Raw genomic sequence first — 17,982 nt, 5'->3', positions numbered from 1 at the left:
CCAAAAATAATTATCAATAAGATAACAGCACCAATAAACCTTTTACTGAGTTCTACTATCAAAACCTGATAAGTCGTGGAATCTCTTTCTGTCATGAATCTGAGAAGAGCAATTTCTTTTGAATTGAACCCCCCTTCAGCCAGTTTTTTTTCCATCTCAATGTTATTCATATGTAATCCTTACATGGTGTTTTCCATTAACGGTTATCATAACGCGAACGTGGCAAACGGCAACGAAAAAAAACCCGACTTGCGCCGGGCCTGGTGTTGGTGCTCAGGAAAAAAGGACTGTCAGATTAAAGGTAGTAGCAGGATGAGTATGGAAATCCACACGAGGCAACAGACAGAGACAACAACCAGCCAGGTTTTTCTTCGCGTCCATATCATAATGCGCTCCTTGTGCCTGATTAAAATAACCACCCCGGCAACAACCTGCCAATCGTTACTGTCGATCAATACCGCCTTATTGATCGACGTTACAGATCGATATATTTAACTCATTGTATTTGCAGCGCTTTATACCACCCCTACCAGCGGTAAATATTGGTGCGCAGCTCGCGTACGCATTCTGCTGTCTCCGTGTCGGCCTGCAAATCGGCGTCACTGTCTGCGCCGGCGTCACTTATCCGGCACGGCGGCTGCATCAAATCCGGGGATATGGTTGGCTGCATCGATGGCGCGTTGCCGCAGCTGCACAGCATCAGGATCGAACTGGCACACAGTGCGCGCCGGATTGTTAACATATTTCACCACGTCTCTGTAAACCGTCCGGTAAACCACCCTGCCCCCCGCACTGGCGGCAGCAGCGGCGGCTTCCGTAACCTGCACTGCAGCTGCAGCACGTCCTTTTTTTTGCTCAGCGGCGGCGTTCACTTTCTCAGAATGCGCATACCAGCCCGCAAGATAGCGGGTATGCCCATAACCCCAGCCGGCGGCCAGCACCGCTGCAGCCACCAGCGCCCAAAGTCTGACATTCATCAACCGACCACAAACACGGCGCGACGTGTACCAAAAGCAGCGCGGCCCAGTAACCGCCCGGAACCTCTCAGGCTCTGACCGGTGTTTAGCGGTATCCCAAGCGTGTCTGCTGCCGGTGCGCCCGCCGATCGCCAGATTTCTCCCTGACCGGCCACGCAAATCAATGTTGCGTCGTCGTCACCGCTGTACACCTCCTGCCACTCTTCCGTAACCACCACGTTTTTAAAATCGGCCACGCTTCACCCCCAAAGTTCGATCAGTTGAATGTATCGCGCGCCCCAGTTCCGTTGTGAAACCGGCAGCGTGTAAGAACTGCCTGGCGTGCTGTATGTGTCCTGGTCACCGTTGCTGTAGCTGACCGTAATAAATCTGGCCCCGGTGGTATTGACGATCGCAGAACTGGCGGTGCGGGTTGCTGTCGCGTCACCGGTGACGATCGGAGACGTGCAGAAATCCCCTTTTTCAATCTGTACGAAACCTGCCGGAAATGTCGCCCCGTCACCTTCGCGCGTAAAAAACGAAATGGCATAGCCTGCCGCTGCTGCATAGGCTGTCTGAGTCAAAAATACCGCAGGTGCGCCGGTTGCAGAGTTTCTGCCAATCCACACCCTCAACCTGCTGCTGGCCGTCGAAATAACCGTAAACTCTATTCGCTGCCAGGCAGTCGATCTGGCGTATTTCGTTTGCGGAAACAGGTACGCGCCGCCGTTATCCTGTGACATTGCGTAAACATCACACTCCACCGGTACCAGCCCGATTGCGCCGCCGTCCGGTGCGCCGGCGTCGTCAATCAAAAATTCATCCAGCCCGGACGTTTTAACGTAATTACCGAGCACGCTTGCGCGGCTCTGCGGCTGCAGGTTCGTCGCCTGGGGTTCCGGTTCGTGCCGGCCTGTCGCCACGCCGTCCCGGTACTCAAGTGGCCACGTCTGCGCCGTTGTCAGCTCAAGCAGACCACTTTTATTCCAGAACCAGTGCGCGGGGCCGGTAAAGGTCACCAGCGGATCCAGCGCTTCTGCGGTCAGGTCAATGGTGGCCAGCAGGCTGGCGGGCGCCTGATCCGTAAAATCAATTGTCCCGGGCAGGATCAGGCCGGTACTCTCTGCCCCCACATATATCCCGGGCGGATTAATCAGGGTTATGCTCATGATAAAAACAGCTCCCGTTCCCGCTGCCGGCGCGCCAGCAAAATGTCTTTATTGGTGCCGGCACGCTTCCACATCAAAAAAGCATCTGCAGCACCGGCATAGTTGCCCAGATTCAGGCGCTGCCTGACCACTGATGTAGAAAATGCGCCGGCCCCAATATTAAAAATCAGGCAGCACAGCGCGTCATACTGGTTTTGCGTCAGCGGCGCGGTGATTTTACCGGCTATAATTTTCTCCACCCATGCCAGATCGGATAACAGCAGCGCTGTCGATTTGGCCGGAGTGATAACCTGTCCCGGGTAAATCATCCTGCTGTCAACCGGGCCGGTGTGGCCAACGCCGATTGTCAGTATGCCCCGGGGATCACGATAGGCTGTCAGGCGCTCCCCTTCTTCCTGCTTTATTAACGCAATGCCGTTATCGCTGATTTTCATCATTGCCTCTCTCTGTACCGGTTCTGCGTGCCACCACGGCAATTGCGGTATCCCGCAGCCGGTCAGCCCCCACAAAACCAATGATTGCGCCCAGAAATGGGCCGGAACTGTCAGAAAAGCCGAAATGCTCCAGCACGGCTGACAGAGCCATTGCCGCAACACCACAGATAAGCCCGCCTGTACATGTGTACAGTTTTGGTTTCCTCCCACGGATATCGATTAATACTGAAATCACCACAGCGGTGGCGCCTGAAAAAACCGAGGGTAAATATTCCGTTATCCATTTCACTATCTGCGCGCTTATTCCGTCATGTGGATTGATCATCACGGCCCCCGCTTGCGTCGTACATTCTCTGCAGGTACTCCGCCAGCCTGGCCTCTGCGTATTCCGGCGTTTCGTCGCCCGGTTCGTTTGGAAATCCCAGCCGGAAACGGTCACTGACCAGCGCCCCGTTAACGGCCATTGAATAAATGCACAGCAGCTGTTCATTAATGATTTCGGTCAGCTCGATGCACGTAAATTCAACGTCGTGATAGCCGCGATCGTCCGTCGGCCCCAGGTCGCCAAAAACCTCCGGATCGAGATAATATTTAGCTGTCACTGTCATTAAGCTGGCCTCCAGGCGTCGCCCGGGTTATTAACCGGGAACCACATCCCATCGTAGGAATATAAAAGTTGCATAGGCGGGGAGCGGGTCGTGTCCGTGCAGAGCACAAGGCAATAGGCGCGGTCGGGGGCCGCTGGCAGTTCTGCGTACGTGAAGCGTGGGCAGCGCAGCGCGTCGGGGAAATCCTGATACTGCACATTTTTTAGCTCGCCGTTGATTCTCGTTGGCAGCCACGTTGATGCGCCCGAGGCGACCAGGCTGGTCGAGTAAATCAGCAGTTCGCCGCTGTCCAGATCCATCCCAAAACCGTTATCGTCGTAACCACCGGCGTTTATGGCCCAGCGTCGCGGCACCGTGACGTTATTTGCGATAGCGTTAATGTCAGTGATCTGGGTGTTATACGAAATGAGATAGAAAGGTGTACCCGTTTCTATGCGCGGCACGCCGTTGCACTCGACGAAAACGCCCGTATAGCGTGCGTACTGTGCGATTCGTACGTAAACGTGGATAGTTTGCCAGCTGTGAACGATCCGGATTTCCTTTACCGGTGCGCTCCCCTCGGAATACCAGTGCGCCTCGATTACGCTGGTCGTTCCGGAATTTGGCTGTTTCATTTCAACAAAAAGCTTTGTTTCACCACCGCCGAAGCGGGTATCACCCGGGCGCGTTATTGCGCCTGCTGCACTGTCCCAGCCTGCAGCACCTACAAATCGCATAATTGCCGTTCGTCCGAGCGATGGCAGCGTCATGCGGCCCACATAAAACCAGGTTTCAACGTTGTTCGTATTCTGAAGAACGGTCTGGGAATAACGAAAACCTGCGGCCAGCCCCCCGGATATGGCAGATCCCTGGGTATTAAGTTTGATTTCTCCCTGGTCCATCGCGTTGTACACCCATGAGGGAATACTGGCGCCGTGATCCATATCATCCGTATAGCCTGACAGCGTATTATCCATCGTTGCGCCCTGCGCAAACCGGCAGTTAATCTGCAGGATTTTTGCCCATTTGGTTTTGGCTGAAAACGTCGATCCCTCCATGATCACCGTGTCAAATTTCCAGCCCCCCTGCGAGATATCAAACGTATATTCATTGCCGGAAAACCATACGTTATGCATCAGCGACTGACCGCAGCGGATCATCTGCAGAACGTCTACCGTCGTGTTGCTGGAAAAATTGGAATTTGAGATTTCTATTGCGGTTGAGTGATCCCATACCCCGTACGCGGTGTTCGTCCACAGGGCGCGGAGAAATCCGCCTGAAGTGCCGTAGCAGTAAATCTGGTCAAATTTAGTATCGATGGTATCCAGTACGTCGAAAACCAGCCCGCCATTGCTGTTAGTGCGGAATGATTTAACGCGGATGTACTGGCCAGCCGGACAGACGTTTTTATAAAACGGCGTGACCGTACCGGCGGCGACCAGATGCAGTCCGCCGATCTCCATCCTGCGTGCATTGACCTGGAAAACCGGCGTTGACGATGCAGCATCCAGAAAATAAATTCGCGTTGCCGGCACGGCGCCATTTTCCACCTCAGGGCCGCGCAGACGAAACAAAGGTTGTTCTGTTGCTGCAGACAGATCAAACGTGGAACTCAGCGCAATACTACCCGCCGGCAGGCGCACGCCTACCGGGTTCCCCGGGTTGAGCGCAACGGTCGCATAGTACATGCGTTTTACCGCCGGCATATCGTCAGTAACGCCATCCATTACCGCGCCGAAATGCTCTGCGTTCAGCATTTCAGGCGTGCAGGTACGCTTCCAGCGTGCGCCGCCTGTCGTGACGATAAAATAGCCGCCGTCGTCTGCGGTGGTGGTGTCGTTCTCGATGTATTTGAACGTGCCGCCCCCCCGCCCGGTGCCGTCGGCATATTCCCGCACGAAGATCTGCTGGGCGGCGTAGGCAGGTTCTATCTGTCGCAGCGTGGCAATGTTTGGACACTGACCAACATTTTTAAGGCCATCAAACGCCTGCAGGTCGAGTACGTCCGGGTTAATCATTTCTGCCGGGATGATGGGATTGGGCTGGCCGGTCTGTTCATCAAAATACAGCAGCCGGCCCCGCAGGCTGGCCGGTGACTGCAGCTGATTAAACTGCAGCCCGGGTGCCAGGCGCAGCGTGCGGGTAATATCGACGCCGATCGCCTCTTCCCTTGCTGCAGCTTCTTCAGCAAGAAGATCGTCAACGTATTTTTTAGTGGTGGCGTCCTGGTCCGCCGTTGGCGTGGCCAGATTTTTAATGCCGTAGCCCAGCGCGTCGTAATAGTTGTAGTTAAACCAGGGCCGCATCAGCGCCAGCGAGTTATTAAGCGCCTGCCCCTGCAACACCATCCAGATCCGGTCAAAATCCGCATTAATCGTGGCGGCCAGCAGGTCACCGTTGTCCTGGTAGCTGGTCGTGCGATTCAGGGGAATAGCGCGCAACAGCGTTACGATCGCTCCGGACGCCGGCGAGGTCAGAAACGTAACGGATCCGCCGCTGGTGTTGCCCGCCCCGCTTACCGTGTAACCCGACGCCACCACGTTGCCGTTAATGGATACCTGCAGGTCGCTGGCGTACGAAATCAGAAACCCGAATGCAAATACGGTGGTGACGCCGTTCCCGGTGTGAATGTTGTAGGGGGTCTGGCTGGGTACAGACATGGCAGATCTCCGTCAGTAATTAACGGCGACCTCATAACTACCATCGCCGGGTTGCCAATTCTGGCGCCCGCCTCCGGTCGAAATCCTGACTATTTTACCGATACGCACCGGGGTCTGTGAAATGCCGCCGGCGCCGGAATCTATATAGTCGTCCGGCTGGTTTTTCAGCAGCGGGTTAAAATCGCGCATCTGGTCATACATCGGGCCGTCGAGCACCTCCGTGTGCGCCCACAGGAATTTAGTAGACAGTGGCGCTTCAAAGGCATCGAGGATGCGTTTTTGTTTGTTGATAACGGAAAACTCTTCCGTGACGCCACAGCCGCTGCCCTTCAGCGCCTGGCGCAGCAGCTTGGGCGCAAAGCCGCCCGGGCCGTTGACCTCAACAATGACGCGGGGGATCTGATATTTCATCACCAGTTCTTTGATCTCGATAACCTGCCCGCCGCTTATTTTGTCGTCGCCGTCAAACTCTGCCAGCTCGCCGGACAGCCCCCGGCAGACGTGCCAGTACAGATGCCCGCGCGCGTCGGTGAGAATGAGCGAAAAGGCGCTGGCGTCGCCTTTGATTTTACCGAGTGCCACATCCCAGTAAGCGACCGCGCCCACAATCTGCACGTTACCGAGCCACATTGTGCAGACGCCGTTACCAAAGCGTATTTCCGGCTCTACGGCGTATTCGCGGATTCTGTCTGGGTTGAGCCTGACCAGCCCCACAGGCTTGCTGTGCAGCTGATACTGACTGTCCCAGGCGTTTATCGTGCGGGTTTCGCCACGACGTTTAAGCAGCTCCGCCCGGTCGAAACGATCGAGCCACGCGCAGCCGGCGTAACAGTCCACCAGCGTGTCTGGCGGCTCAGAAAACACGATAACGTTACCGCTCAACCGGTAGTCAACGTCCTGCTGCAGTAACCTGGCGCCCTTGTGGATCCCGATGAAAACAAATTCAGGGGTAAACGGCAGCTCGTAATGCGTGCGCGTGGCGGCGTCTTCTTCAATGCGGTGCGCCTGCGCAAACAGAGGGATAGTCAGGCAGTCAGCGCCCATACTTTCTACCTCGTCATAAAGGCTGTCGTGTGTGTGCGGGGTGCCGATGAAAAGTTTTTTGCCTCCGGGTACCAAAATGTGAGTTTGTTCCTCCAGGCGATAGCGCAGCTTTTCCCGGGCCTCCGGCGTTGTGATATTTTTCGGCACCTCAACGTCATCATTCTGGCATTCGTCCGCACGCGCTGACGTGACGTTAGACAGGATGCCTTTAGCGTACATACTGGCATTTCGGAAATCCTCCGCGCCCTCAACCCACCACTGTTCAACCGTTCCCTGCCGGTCGGGCAACATGCCCCGGGTGAGCGGATGATTGCGTATAACGTTCTGCGTATCGCGGCTGGTTTTGTACGCTGTAGGATCGGATTCTGACTGGTGCAGGATGCGGTAATTGCGGTTATCGTAGTAACGCCAGGCGTTATAGACGCCCAGAATGGTTGATTTCCCGAAGCCACGAAAGCAGCGCAGCACGGCCAGATCGCCACGGCTGGCCAGCCAGTTAACGGCAATCCAGTGGCAGTCCGGCACGTCCCAGCGCATACGCTCAGACCACATATGAAAAAAGGCGGGGAAAGAGACATTCATTTTTTGCCTTTTTTCATAATCCTTTCAAGAATATCCGCCGCTTCCTTTTCTGCCCTGTTTACCTGCTGGCCCAGCTCAAAATCCGCCTCTGAGGGATTTTTACCCTCTGCAGGTGTACCACCCCGCCCGTGCATCCCAATCAGGGAATGCACCTTGATCAGCAGCGTCAGCGTGCCGGCTGCATTTTTTTTGCTCCAGTAGCGATCGCCGCGCTCGTCCTTTGTCAGCTGCTTTATGGGCTTTTCAGCGCCGGGCCAGTTGTCCGGATCAGCCTCATTGATAACCACGTCGGTTAGTTTGTCGCTCAGCTCTGTCAGCCGGTTTTTGTAATCGTCGCTCATAAAAATAGCCTCTTCAAATGAAGAGGCTATTTTCCTGCGGCAGGCGCACCGAAATCCTGACTTTTAAAAGGGATGCCGGCAGACTGTAGAATAGAGCGGGCGCTTAAGGTCATGATCCCGGCAAATGGCGGGGATCGCTCCCCGCCTGTTGCTCTTACTTAGGTTCGTAATCCATGAAAACAGCAACCTCCGTGAGGCCGGTTCGGATGCGTACCTCACAGAGGTCTTTTCTCGTTACCAGAATGACGGCCACAGCCGCCGCTATCACGAGGGTGGCGATCAGGATCGCCCTTTGCTGCTTCATGGTTAGCTCCTTGCCTTTCGGCGGGTAAGAGGCTAACATCTGAATTGCTAAGTTCATGCGTTGGCCTCGGTTGATTTAACGTCAATCGGGGCTTTCGTCTTTTTGTACTCCTGCAAACGCATGAGACAAAAAGCCTCAAGCGCCCGCCTGCATAATACCCTCCCGCCCTCACTGCATCAATTTTCATTGATATAACTATCAGCGCGGTACCGCGATCGTGATCTCACTTTAACTCTTCTTCAACTCTGTTGAGTGCCGGCGCAATAAAAAACAGGTTTTGAAAAGGCAGCATTTTGCGTACCGCGTGCGTTTGTTTGTCGTCAAACTCACCATTCAGCACGCCATTGGCGATCGTGGCCATATCGCCGCCAAGGTCGAACGTCGGCCCGAGCATGGCGCCGATCGCGTTGCGGCTCTGGAATCTGGACACCGGCGGCGCGCCAAACATCGCGCCCAGCCCGAAGCGTCCGCCGCTCACGCTCTCAACTGTATTCAGCGGCTCTGACAGCCAGCCCAGCATGCCGGAACGGTCTAACCCCTCTTTTACCAGGTTATTCGGCGAGTAATCTACATCACGCCCAGCCAGCTTCTGTTTCATCGCATACACGCCGGCGCCTAACGCTATCTGCATCAGCGCGCCGTAATAAAACGCGGCGTCACCCTGCTGGATGCCGGAAACTAAAACGCGGTTGTGTGCGGCAAAAATAAACGTTTTGAACTGCATGATCATCTTGCCCGTTTCGCCGCTCATCATCAGCGGCGTGTCGCCCACGCCCGGGGTAACAACAACGCTGTCCACGTCTTTTAAAACTGCGCTCTGAAACGCATCACGCACCACCGGATCGCCCCACAAATGAGAATGGCCGGTTAAGAGGCCGTCCATATCCTCACCGTGCTGTGCAAACTCCCGGCCAATGCGCCCCAGCATGGTCTTATCGATACCCAACTGGGCAAGTTTTTTTATCTCCGACTTTGGCAACGTTTTGCCGCTCTGCAGCAGGCGTGCATTGTCCAGTATGCGCGACTGCACCACCATGCCCGACCAGGCTTTAAGCGCCCCGTTCCACTGATTCATAAGGGTGTAATTGCCAAACTTCTGCGTTGTCCAGTTCAGTCCGCGCTCGAGATAGGATCGGCGGCTGTACGGATCGTGCAGCTCAGAAAGTGATTTTGTGCGCGTCGATAAAACGTATTCCAGCCCTACTGCCATTTCGCGCAGGTCGGCATTGGCCACCTTCGCTGCGTTAACGTTTTTAAGCATCACGCCCAGCGGCTTAAGCGATTTCGCAAGTCCGTGCTGCATAATCGGACGGGCCAGATCCGGAAGTGCCGAAACGGTCATGCCCCCCAGCAGGCGCAGAAAATTAACCTTGCGCGCAATGCGGCCGGCACGAATAAAAAAGCTCCTGGGGTCTTTGGGCGCGCCGTACGTGCCGATCAGCCTGTCGCGCATCGCCTCGATGTCGCGGACGTCTGCCTCGCGCTGTTTCTCCAGACGGGCGCGCTGGCGGGGCGTTTTCGCATCGCGGATCAGCTCGCTGTATTCCTCGCTGACCTGCCTGATTTGCTCCCCCATGTCCTTGCGGCCAAACTGCGCTGTAAGCTCGATTTCCGGCGCCACCTCGCGCAGATACTGATCCGTGACGTAGTTAATATCCGATTCTAAAAAATCTTCAATCTCTTTATCCGGAATGGTCAGCGTGCGCGATTTAGAGAAGCCGGCGCGTTTTGTCAGACCCTCAGGTATCAGTTCCCGGGGTACGATCCCGGAGGGGGCGCCGATAATTTTGTTAATAATTTCATCCGCGATAGCTTCAGCCTCTTCCGCACTAATGGGTTCGCTGGCCACAATCTGGCGCTGCCGGCTGGCGTCCAGGCGCTCCACGGATCCTGCGCGTTTCTCCAGTCCGCGCAGCCTGTTGCGGTACCGGCGCGGCCTGTTCAAAATTTCAAGATGCCCCTGCAGTTCAGTGACCTTGCGCTCTGCCTCTTCCACGCCCTGCAGCTGGCGCTCAAGCCAGGCCTTTCTTTTGGCCTGCTTATCCGGGTCTTTAATGCCGGCAAGCTGTTCCTCATACCCGGCCCGCTTGCCGGCTTTGCGCCTTTGCTTTTGAATTTCGTCCATCAGCAGCACGTTTTTTCCCGACCAGCGCTCTGCCTCCGCAATTCTGGCGGCCAGCGCCTCTGCTTCCGGGCCTGCCGCCCGGGCAGTTTCAAGGCCGGCATTAACCTGGTTCAGGCGCTCAGTGGCTATTTCTGCCGTCCGGGCGCTGCTACTCTTAAGCCAGTTCGTCAGAATGCCCCTGAAGCGGGAGCGGTCAGATAAAATCTTGTCGAATTTATAGATGCGCGGCAGGTAGCTCTCTGCGGTGGTCACCTCCACATCTTCCCCCAGTATATTAAGCTCCTGCATGCGTTTTTTGGTCGCCTCAAAGAGGGGACGAATGCGGGCAGCCGCCTGCGCTATTTCCGGAACATTATGCTTATCACCCCGGCGCATGGCTTTTCCGACCGCTTCGTTAAACTCAATAAAGCTCATTCGCTTGTCGCGGGGCGCCGCTTTGCTGTACTGCTGATAGTGGTCTTTCGTCGTCTCCATCTGCTTATACAGCAGCGTGTCGTACTGCTTGATGCGGGTTTCTGCTGCCGTGGCCGTGGCAAGTCCTTCCTCGTTTTTTGCAAACGTGTAGTTGTTTTCCGCCAGCATCTGATTGATAACCCGGGAACTGTGTGCCGGTGACTGCGCCAGGCGTCCGGACGGGGTAACGGACAGCGTTTTATTAATCAGCCCCACGCCCTTTAGCTGTTCCTGGTCCAGCGTGGTGTTGAACACCTCCGCCGCACCAATGCTGCGATCCGGTGGCAGCGTGTCGCCCAGGGTCTGCGCAACGCTTTTATTGATGGCCTGCCTGGTCCCGATATTGGCCACCAGCTGCGAGGCCGATCCGAGGATGCCGCCGACCATAGCGTCGGTCATGACGTTAATGACGCTCTCTTCCGCCGTGCGCGTCTCCTGTGTGGCCTGCAGTGACAGCTCTGACGCCACCCCGCCTGCAGCGTTAGCCAGCGCAAAGCGCGCCGCCGTTCTGGCAACGCTTGCGCCCCGGGCCAGCATTCCCACCGGTACATACATCGACGCGACGTTTATCGGATCAATCATCCCCATCGCCATGCTGGACACGGTGCCCGCCGCGCCGGCCTCGCTTAAAAATTGCCTGTCCTGCAGCTGCCTGTCTATGCGCTGCTTTATCGCCGTGGTTTCCTGCGGTGATCCTGAGTTAATAAAGGCGTCGGCGTAATCCTCATAGCCCTGCAGCGCGGCGCCTTTTTCGTCAAAGGGGTTATAGCCCTGCTGCTCAGGGAACTGGTTAAACGGTGCTGATGCAATCCAGCTGCCCAGTGAGTTATCAATATTAAAAGCCGCTTCGCGCAGCCTCCTGGTGGCGTTGCTGTGGTCAAAAGGATTTAGCGGCGCGTACCAGTCGGGCTTTTCCATCCCGTAAGCGGGTTCCTGCTGCTGAACAGTATTGATGTCCGGGCCGAGAATATCGCCCTGCGTAACTACATACGTTGGCATTACTGGCCCCCCGGGAAGCTGTCAGCCGAGACATTCAGATTTAATTTTCCGTTTTGTTCAAACGGATCGCTCAGGTTCAGGGGCGCAGGTGGCGGGATGCCGGCATCGATGGGATCGGGATCGGCACGCTGCTGGCGCGCCTTATCGACCGCCTGGGCGCGTTTTTCCATCACCTCTTTGTACATCGGGGAACTTACCTGTTCAGGCTTAAACCGTAGCGCCCCGCCGTTACTGCCATAGTACGGGTGGTAAACCGGGATCCCATCGGATCCGGTCTGTTTCACCATCACGCCATAGCTGAAATCGCGCGGGGTCAGCGCGTCCGGTACCAATATCAGATCCGTGTCGGGACGTGCGCCACCAAACGACGAGGCGGCCAACGCTTTTTTCTCTTCCGCCCACTGGCCGGCAATCCAGTTTCCTGCGCCATTGCTGACGCCGTAAACCGCCTCCGGTGCGTACCGCATAATTTCTTCACTGCCGTTAATGGTCGAAATGCCCCAGGTGCGTTTGATCTGCGCGTTGGTCAGCTGGCCGGCGAGTTTTGTATCACCGCCGCTGGCGGCAAAGTTTGCATCGTAAAGCGTGGCATAATCGCGCTGGTACTGCTGGTTACTCTGTCCGGGCTTCATCACGTCGGGGCCGCCAATCCAGCGGGACGACAGTGAATTAATCAGCGACTGCGCGGCACCGTCGCGGCCCTTCAGGTAGTCCTTATCCCGCAGCTGGCTGGCAATCATTTTTTTGGTGCGCTCGTCCTGCGCGTACACGATGTTAAAGGCCGTCTCTGTTGCCTTGTCGCCAGGCATACCGGCGCGGCTCAGATCGTAGATTTTGCTGTAATACGATGCCGTGCCGGCGGGCAGCTCCGCCACGGCGGCGGGGTTGTTGTCAAAAATCTGGCCGTACATTTTGGCAATTGGCAAGACCACATCCGGATCGCGCGACGTCGCGCCGGCGTTCAGCAGGGATTTGATCTGCGTCGGCATAATCCCCGATCGCGTGGTCATGCTGGCGACCGCATTAAGGCTGCTATCGTCTGACAGGTTGAACCGGGGCTGCACGTTGGCGGCGTAGTATTCATCTGCAGCGGTCTGGTTACTGCTGTCATTCGGATCGAGCGGGAAATTATGCTGCATCGATGCATCAAAGCGCACGGCAGCGGCCTGCTTTTCCTGAATTTTGACGTTGCCGGCAATGAAGCGCCCGAAACGCTCCCAGCGCTGGATTTTACTGGCATAGCCAGCTTCATTGGGGTTCGGCTGCACGCTGGCCAGAAGTCCTGCCTGCCCTGCCGGCGACATATTTTTAGCGGCGGCAATGTAGCCGGCAAACTGCTGGCCGTTCAGCAGATCCCGGTATTTTGCCTGCCCCTCGCTGTAACCGTACGCCTGTATAAGCATTCTCTGGCTGGGGATCACGTCCGGCACCTCGCCCCGGTCAAACGCGGCCTGGGTGTCCGCGTACATCGTGCCCATCTGCTCACGGTAAGCGGTGCGCTGTTTGTTCAGCTGCGTTTCCGCCATGCTGCGCAGCTGCGCCTGCTGCAGGGGGTCTAACGCATTAAATGCCGCCGTGGCGCCAGCGGGCCGAATGCTGCCGCTTTCCGGGGCCGCCTGCTGCAGGGCTTCCATTCCCAGCGCGGCCAGCGCCCCGCGCTGCAGCTGTTCCGGGGTATAGGGATTGCCGCCGTTTTCATGCCGGATAATGCCGGCGCTGACGCGGGCCAGCGTGGCAACGTCGTTTAAATCGAGCGGCTGATCTGCCGGCACGCCAACGTATTTTGACATCGCCGCGATGTAGGCCGGCGTGTTGTTTGCCTTCTCCTTCGACGGCGCCCAGCGCTCAATAATCTGCGACAGGGTGTTATAGCCACGGCGATTGTACGACAGCAGGTTTTTGCCCAGCGCCCGGATCCCATGTTCAGGCGTGGCGAATTTTGCAAAGCGGCCATCAGTATTAACTTCCCCGTCCCAGGCATTGGCGCCGCTGCGTTCGATGTTGCCCGGGTTATTGTTGCGGATCCCCAGCGCGCTGCCGCCGCTGGCCGGCGCATATCGCTGCACGCCGCCCACGGAAGACGGTTCCCCAACCTGCTGCAGGAAGCCGGTGGGATCGTCAGCAGCGGCATTTTTAGCAGAGTTGAACGCCGTCGCAATCAGCCAGCTGTGCTGCTCCTGTTTTACCTGCTCAGCCGTCCAGCCCTGCGCGGCGCCGTAGTCCGCTATCTGCTGTTTCGTGGCGCCGGTTTCCAGCTGCCACGAAATGTTATCCCCCCAGAAACCTTCCGCGCGCGTCCTGCTGTTGGCCAGCGCTGCCGAGTAGTTGCCCTGCTGTACCTGCTGGCGCTGGTTGTTTTCATAACTCAGGCCGCCGCGCATAAACTGGATGCGCTTTGCCTCAACCTGGTTTATGAAATTTTTCCGCATCGGTTCGGGCAGCTCGTTAACCCGGGCCGATGCGTACTCGTCAAATTTTGCCAGATAGCGATCGGTGGCGCCGTCGGCGTTAGTACCCTGCAGGGCATAAAGGCCGTGATCCGGATCGTTTAACAGCTGCGTGCTGTACTGGTCTATCTGGTTCGTCAGCGCCTGCGCCTGGCTCTGGTTCTCGCGGTCTATGCGCTGCTGCTGGTCGCCCGCGATGCCCATACCCACGGTGGCCAGATGGCGAACGGCATCGCCCACCGCGCCGGTGCCGGTTACCTGTACACGGTTGTTTTGCGGCTGCGGGGTGAGATTGCCAAAATTGCCGGTTGGTATGCGCATTAACGGACGCCCATATTGGTAAACATATTTGCCGACGATGCGCCGCCGCTGCCGGTCGCCGTCCGCGTGGTGCTGGCGGATTTCCAGCCGCTGTACGACGTGCTGCCGGCCTGCAGCAGCGTGCTGCCCGCATTGATATAGCCGGCGGTTGCCGCGTTGCTGCCGGAAATACGATCGGCCTGCGCCTGCGCGTTATAACGTGCCGCCGTGTTGCCGCCGTTGACCAGCGTCGTATAGGCGTCCTCTTCAGCGTCGCCCACAATACCCGACGTAATGCGCAGCGCGCTGCCCTCGCCGGTAGCCACGCCGGATGCGGCATAAGCGGCATTAGCCTGCGCCGCCTGTGCCTGCCCCGCCTTTCGGATCCGTGCCGCCTCCACCTTTGCCGCGCCCGCTGCTGCATCAGCATCGGCTTCAGCCTGCGCGGCCTGATAGTTCGCCATTTTTTTCTGTTGCTGGGCACTTGCCACCGTTCCCGCGGTTGCCAGCACGGTGGATGCCACCAGCGCAACCTCCACACCCGTACACATGTTACGCCTCCCTTGAATACAGCAGGCCGGTGCGCGTAAAGCCCAGGCGCGCGTACAGATCGCCGGTGCGTTCTTCATGCACGCCGGTGGTAATGCCCATATTGATGACCGATGCACCGTTATCCCGCGCCCAGTCAGTAAAGGTTTTCACCAGCCGGTAAGCCGCGCTGCTGCCCCTGTGCGCCGGCGCGATAAAGACGCCGTATTCAAACGCCTGCAGCGCGTGAGAAAACCACTGTTCGCCAATGCCGCCGCCGAGCCAGCCCACCACCTTCCCGCCCTCTTCAGCGACCAGCACGCAGCCCGCGGGCGCGTCAATCAGCTCGCGGGCAAGCTGCGCGCATTTCTCAGGCACGAAAGGCGACGACGCATAGCGCGACTCCATAAACATCAGGGTGCCCAGTTCAATCAGTGCGGGAATATCGTCCCTGGTTGCGTTTCGGATCATCTTATCCCCCGTTTGCGGTAAAGGTGTAAATCACGGCCAGCAGATGAAACGGCAGCGGCTGGCGCTGCTGGATTAACAACGTATCTTCCCCTTTCGCCCATCCCAGCTTTCCGATGTAGTGATCGCCAAAAAATATCGGGGGTGCCTGGTCCAGTATTTCAGTGCCAAACGTGCGAAACGGGATAATATCGCCGTTCAGTTCTGCACCGGTCGTGGCCATGAAACGCAACGTCACTTCGCTGGTGCGTTTTTTCGCGCCCTGCGTGGTTCCTTCAGTCGTCTGCAGTTCTGGCGTCAGCGTCTGGATCGTCGTGTCATAATGCAGGCCGATCTCCACCCTTTTTGCGCTTCGCGTGAGCGTTACCTGACCGTTTGATACCACCTGTCGGGGCATAACGGCGCCGTCCGCAACAATATCCACCGTTTTGCCCTCCAGATAGCCCAGCCCGCCCCATGTTGCCGCTCCGCCCTCAGAACTGCCCGTTAGCGCCGCATCCGTGTACAGGTCAGTTGCGAACCGCTCAACAAACCGCTTCGTTTCACCATTTATCGTGCGCCTGACCAGCGTATAAACGACGTCGCTGCTCCCCTCCGGAATGGTTGCTACTGATTCGTACGCACCATCGGTAACCTGAAGTGACCACGCTGTAACGTCCTGAGCGCGATCGAAACTCATTACCGCCATCTGTCCATCTGTGCGCACCAGCCACATAAACGAGTCCGGCTCCTGCTGATAGGCCATGTCCGTTATGCCGCTATCCGTGATGTGTTCCGAGAGCACAGAGAGATTATTTGCTGAATACGCAACGTAGCTGTCCGGATCATAAGCAACGGCGAACAGCTTACGCGCCGCGCGCTGCATAAATACCAGCTCGGTGCCGACGCGAACGGGACGCACGGAATTGCAGCCGTAGGGGCTGGGGTTTTTTATCGAAATGTTGGTGGGAGTGATCGCCGCTTCGGACGAACCGGAGAGCGTGAACTCGCCGCCGTAGGTCAGCGCAATCAGGGTATTCATCTGCGCCATATGCACGATCGGGTTTATCTGGTCAGATGAAACGGTAAACGAGGCGGCGGAATCATCATCCGTTCCCAGCTCAAAACTCAGGTAGGCGCCCGTCTCGCTCATCCACACCGTTTGCGGCCTGTACGGGCTGCCGGCAAGCACCAGACGCTGTTGATAAAGCGTCACCGAGCCAGGATAGCCCAGCGCCGGCGTCCAGATGTTATCCTCCCGCGTCCAGGCCCCGGGTGAGGCAGCCTGAGTGGCGGACAGGTCTTTTCTTATCTCACCGGTCGCCACCGATCCGCTGCTCACGCCAGTTATCAGTACCAGCCCACTGTTGATCCGCACGTATGATCCGACATCTTCCGCCACCCAGCCGGCCCCGGTAAATGCCCCGTTGCCGCTTTCCGGCGGCTCTGCGTCGCTCAGCGTCAGGGTTATGGTACTGCCGACAAACTCCTTAACTGACGGTTTACACCACTTCACCGGCGTCGTGCGAATTTCATCAAACGGCTGGACAACAAACGGGGCATTTTCTATTACCCAGTTTGTTTGTCCGTGACGCTGCAGGCGCTGTACCGGTACCGACTGGTGCGCAAGGAACATCGTGTCAGCGCCCTGCACGTACGTTATTGCAGGCAGCTGCGCCTGCGAGTACGGCGAGGTGATTTCATAGGGCGCGCCGTTTACGGTCAGCTGTACGCCGTTCTGGTAAAAACGGATATACCCGTCGCCAAATTCCAGCATGTAAGACTGTTCGCGGTTATATACATACGGAATAAGACGTGCTGACCGGTCACCATATTTCGCGGACGCGATATATTTCGTTCCCGGGCGCCGCACCACCCCGCCATGAATGACGCAGACAGCATTTTCGATTTTTTTGGCACCGTTCGCATAGCGGGCAATATCCACGCGGCCCATCAGGCGCGGGGAGATTTCGCCGGCGGTGAAATTCGTTTTAATCAGATTTGCACGCATCAGTAAAACCTTGATTCGAATGACGGGTAGCCGCCCAGCTCCTGCGCCGGGTTTTCCTGCCCGTCCTGCGCTTTTGCCTGGCGGAACATGAATTCAGCCTCGTTTTTTAAATTCGCCTGCAGCGTGGCGGACGCGGTGACGGCGTAGGCCAGTTCGGCGGCGACGATCATTTCCATCAGGCGGATCATGGCGCTGTCCCAGCTGGCCTCGTCCTCGTTGCGCCAGATGTAGCGCAGCGGCAGTACGCTGGTATTGGCCAGAATGCTGCGGCCCTCCAGCTGGTAATCCGGGGCCGGCTGGTTATCCATGCCGACAGACAAAATGCGCAGCACGTCGCCTGGCAGCGTGAACGAATACGCCCAGCCAAATGCCGGCGCGGTGGTGGATGGCGCCAGCACCACGCGCTTAACGGCGCAGTTCCAGGGGTGCTTTCTGAGCAAATCATCCCGCAGCGTGGGGTACTTGTTGGCGCAAAGCCTGGCGTGCTCTGTGTTTTCGTTAAAATCGTTTATGGGATGGGCGCCGAGCGTCAGCAGCGCGTTGGAACAGATTGAAACACTTGAAACCGTGGCCATAACTCAGCCCCTGAAATAAA

Annotated in this window: 16 protein-coding genes; all 16 read right to left on the bottom strand. The window is 57.1% G+C overall.

What is annotated here, in order from left to right; genetic code table 11:
- Positions 1 to 617: 617 nt before the first annotated feature.
- Complete coding sequence (locus GSQ70_RS25645; RefSeq protein ID WP_158785157.1) at positions 618 to 977, bottom strand: hypothetical protein; 360 nt, start codon at positions 975 to 977, stop codon at positions 618 to 620.
- Positions 977 to 1,213 carry a hypothetical protein gene (locus tag GSQ70_RS25640; protein ID WP_158785156.1) on the bottom strand — a complete coding sequence of 79 codons (237 nt, stop codon included), beginning with the start codon at positions 1,211 to 1,213 and terminating at the stop codon, positions 977 to 979. The genes GSQ70_RS25645 and GSQ70_RS25640 overlap by 1 nt, the downstream gene beginning before the upstream one ends.
- A 3-nt stretch (positions 1,214 to 1,216) precedes the next feature.
- Positions 1,217 to 2,125, bottom strand: a complete 909-nt coding sequence (locus GSQ70_RS25635; RefSeq protein WP_158785155.1) for a hypothetical protein — start codon at positions 2,123 to 2,125, stop codon at positions 1,217 to 1,219.
- A complete protein-coding gene (locus tag GSQ70_RS25630) occupies positions 2,122 to 2,559 on the bottom strand; it encodes a lysozyme (RefSeq protein ID WP_158785467.1) in 438 nt (145 codons plus the stop codon). Before GSQ70_RS25630 ends, GSQ70_RS25635 begins: the two co-directional genes overlap by 4 nt.
- Positions 2,543 to 2,884, bottom strand: coding sequence for a phage holin family protein (locus GSQ70_RS25625; protein WP_233268518.1), 342 nt, complete (start codon positions 2,882 to 2,884; stop codon positions 2,543 to 2,545). Before GSQ70_RS25625 ends, GSQ70_RS25630 begins: the two co-directional genes overlap by 17 nt.
- Positions 2,868 to 3,167: a hypothetical protein gene (locus GSQ70_RS25620; RefSeq protein ID WP_158785154.1), complete on the bottom strand. Its 300-nt coding sequence runs from the start codon at positions 3,165 to 3,167 to the stop codon at positions 2,868 to 2,870. Before GSQ70_RS25620 ends, GSQ70_RS25625 begins: the two co-directional genes overlap by 17 nt.
- The gene (locus GSQ70_RS25615; protein WP_158785153.1) at positions 3,167 to 5,806 is read right to left on the bottom strand and encodes a hypothetical protein; all 2,640 of its coding nucleotides are present in this window, start codon (positions 5,804 to 5,806) and stop codon (positions 3,167 to 3,169) included. The genes GSQ70_RS25620 and GSQ70_RS25615 overlap by 1 nt, the downstream gene beginning before the upstream one ends.
- A 12-nt stretch (positions 5,807 to 5,818) precedes the next feature.
- Positions 5,819 to 7,432: a phage terminase large subunit gene (gene terL, locus GSQ70_RS25610; protein ID WP_158785152.1), complete on the bottom strand. Its 1,614-nt coding sequence runs from the start codon at positions 7,430 to 7,432 to the stop codon at positions 5,819 to 5,821.
- Complete coding sequence (locus GSQ70_RS25605; RefSeq protein ID WP_158785151.1) at positions 7,429 to 7,773, bottom strand: hypothetical protein; 345 nt, start codon at positions 7,771 to 7,773, stop codon at positions 7,429 to 7,431. The genes terL and GSQ70_RS25605 overlap by 4 nt, the downstream gene beginning before the upstream one ends.
- Before the next feature lie 154 nt (positions 7,774 to 7,927).
- Complete coding sequence (locus GSQ70_RS25600) at positions 7,928 to 8,077, bottom strand: Hok/Gef family protein (RefSeq protein WP_158785150.1); 150 nt, start codon at positions 8,075 to 8,077, stop codon at positions 7,928 to 7,930.
- 223 nt (positions 8,078 to 8,300) lie between these two features.
- A complete protein-coding gene (locus GSQ70_RS25595) occupies positions 8,301 to 11,654 on the bottom strand; it encodes a hypothetical protein (RefSeq protein ID WP_158785149.1) in 3,354 nt (1,117 codons plus the stop codon).
- Entirely contained in the window at positions 11,654 to 14,422 is a 2,769-nt protein-coding gene (locus GSQ70_RS25590) for a hypothetical protein (RefSeq protein ID WP_158785148.1), read from the bottom strand. The genes GSQ70_RS25595 and GSQ70_RS25590 overlap by 1 nt, the downstream gene beginning before the upstream one ends.
- Positions 14,422 to 14,952, bottom strand: a complete 531-nt coding sequence (locus GSQ70_RS25585; RefSeq protein ID WP_158785147.1) for a hypothetical protein — start codon at positions 14,950 to 14,952, stop codon at positions 14,422 to 14,424. Before GSQ70_RS25585 ends, GSQ70_RS25590 begins: the two co-directional genes overlap by 1 nt.
- 1 nt (position 14,953) lies before the next feature.
- Positions 14,954 to 15,400 carry a GNAT family N-acetyltransferase gene (locus GSQ70_RS25580; protein WP_158785146.1) on the bottom strand — a complete coding sequence of 149 codons (447 nt, stop codon included), beginning with the start codon at positions 15,398 to 15,400 and terminating at the stop codon, positions 14,954 to 14,956.
- Between the two features lies 1 nt (position 15,401).
- Positions 15,402 to 17,387 (bottom strand): hypothetical protein, encoded by a 1,986-nt coding sequence (locus tag GSQ70_RS25575; protein ID WP_158785145.1) that lies wholly within the window; start codon positions 17,385 to 17,387, stop codon positions 15,402 to 15,404.
- Entirely contained in the window at positions 17,387 to 17,962 is a 576-nt protein-coding gene (locus GSQ70_RS25570) for a hypothetical protein (protein WP_158785144.1), read from the bottom strand. Before GSQ70_RS25570 ends, GSQ70_RS25575 begins: the two co-directional genes overlap by 1 nt.
- Positions 17,963 to 17,982 lie beyond the last annotated feature (20 nt).

This window comes from Pantoea sp. BAV 3049, from assembly GCF_009765445.1.
In the GTDB taxonomy this organism is placed as follows: Bacteria; Pseudomonadota; Gammaproteobacteria; order Enterobacterales; family Enterobacteriaceae; genus Erwinia.
Note: the sequence above shows the minus strand (reverse complement) of the source record. Positions and strands in the feature narration are given on the sequence as shown.